This window comes from Psychrobacter sp. 1U2 (assembly GCF_051847575.1).
In genome coordinates this window covers 1-673 of the sequence record NZ_JBPYDC010001194.1, presented here as the reverse complement: position 1 = coordinate 673, position 673 = coordinate 1, and the positions used below count along the sequence as shown (strand labels likewise).

The following is a 673-nucleotide window of genomic DNA, read 5'->3' as shown; positions in this document are numbered from 1 at the left end:
AAGCTTGCGCTACCACTGCACCCTGAATACCGGACGCTACCGATGGTCTGGTATGTGCCGCCATTATCACCGATTCAAAACGCGGCTGAAGCGGGCAAAGTCGGTATGGATGGTCTGATTCCAGATGTCGATAGCTTGCGTATTCCGCTGCGTTATTTGGCCAATATACTCACCGCAGGCGATGAAGAACCGGTACGTTTAGCGCTCAAACGCTTGCTTGCCATGCGTAGCTACAAGCGTATGCAATTGGTTGAGAAGCAAGAGGTACAAAGCATTTTGGACGAAGTTGGTTTGACCAAGCACCAAGTGGAAGAGATGTATCGTTACCTGGCGATTGCCAATTATGAAGATCGTTTTGTCATTCCAACCGCGCACCGCGAAGAGGCATTGAGCGATGCTTTCGCGGAACGTAATGGCTGCGGCTTTAGCTTTGGTGAAGGTTGTTCAGGACAATCTGATAACAGTATGTTCGGTCAACGCAAAACCAATCGTCGTGATTTTATCGATACCGTACAAAAGTGGGAGTCATAAGATGCAAACTACTCAAACTCACAATGACAGCACAGTGCATGAGTCTATTGAGCCGGCCGTAATCGGCTCATCAGACCTAAAGATACTCAAAGTCTTAAGCTTGCTTATCGACTATCCAAGCAACGAGCTATTCTTAGGCGAT

The 673-nt window shown here is 47.8% G+C and carries 1 pseudogene; it reads left to right on the top strand.

From position 1 onward, the window contains the following. Positions 1-531 (top strand): annotated as a pseudogene (gene narH / locus ACS8FD_RS21160) (nitrate reductase subunit beta); the annotation flags it as partial. Between the last annotated feature and the right edge of the window lie 142 nt (positions 532-673).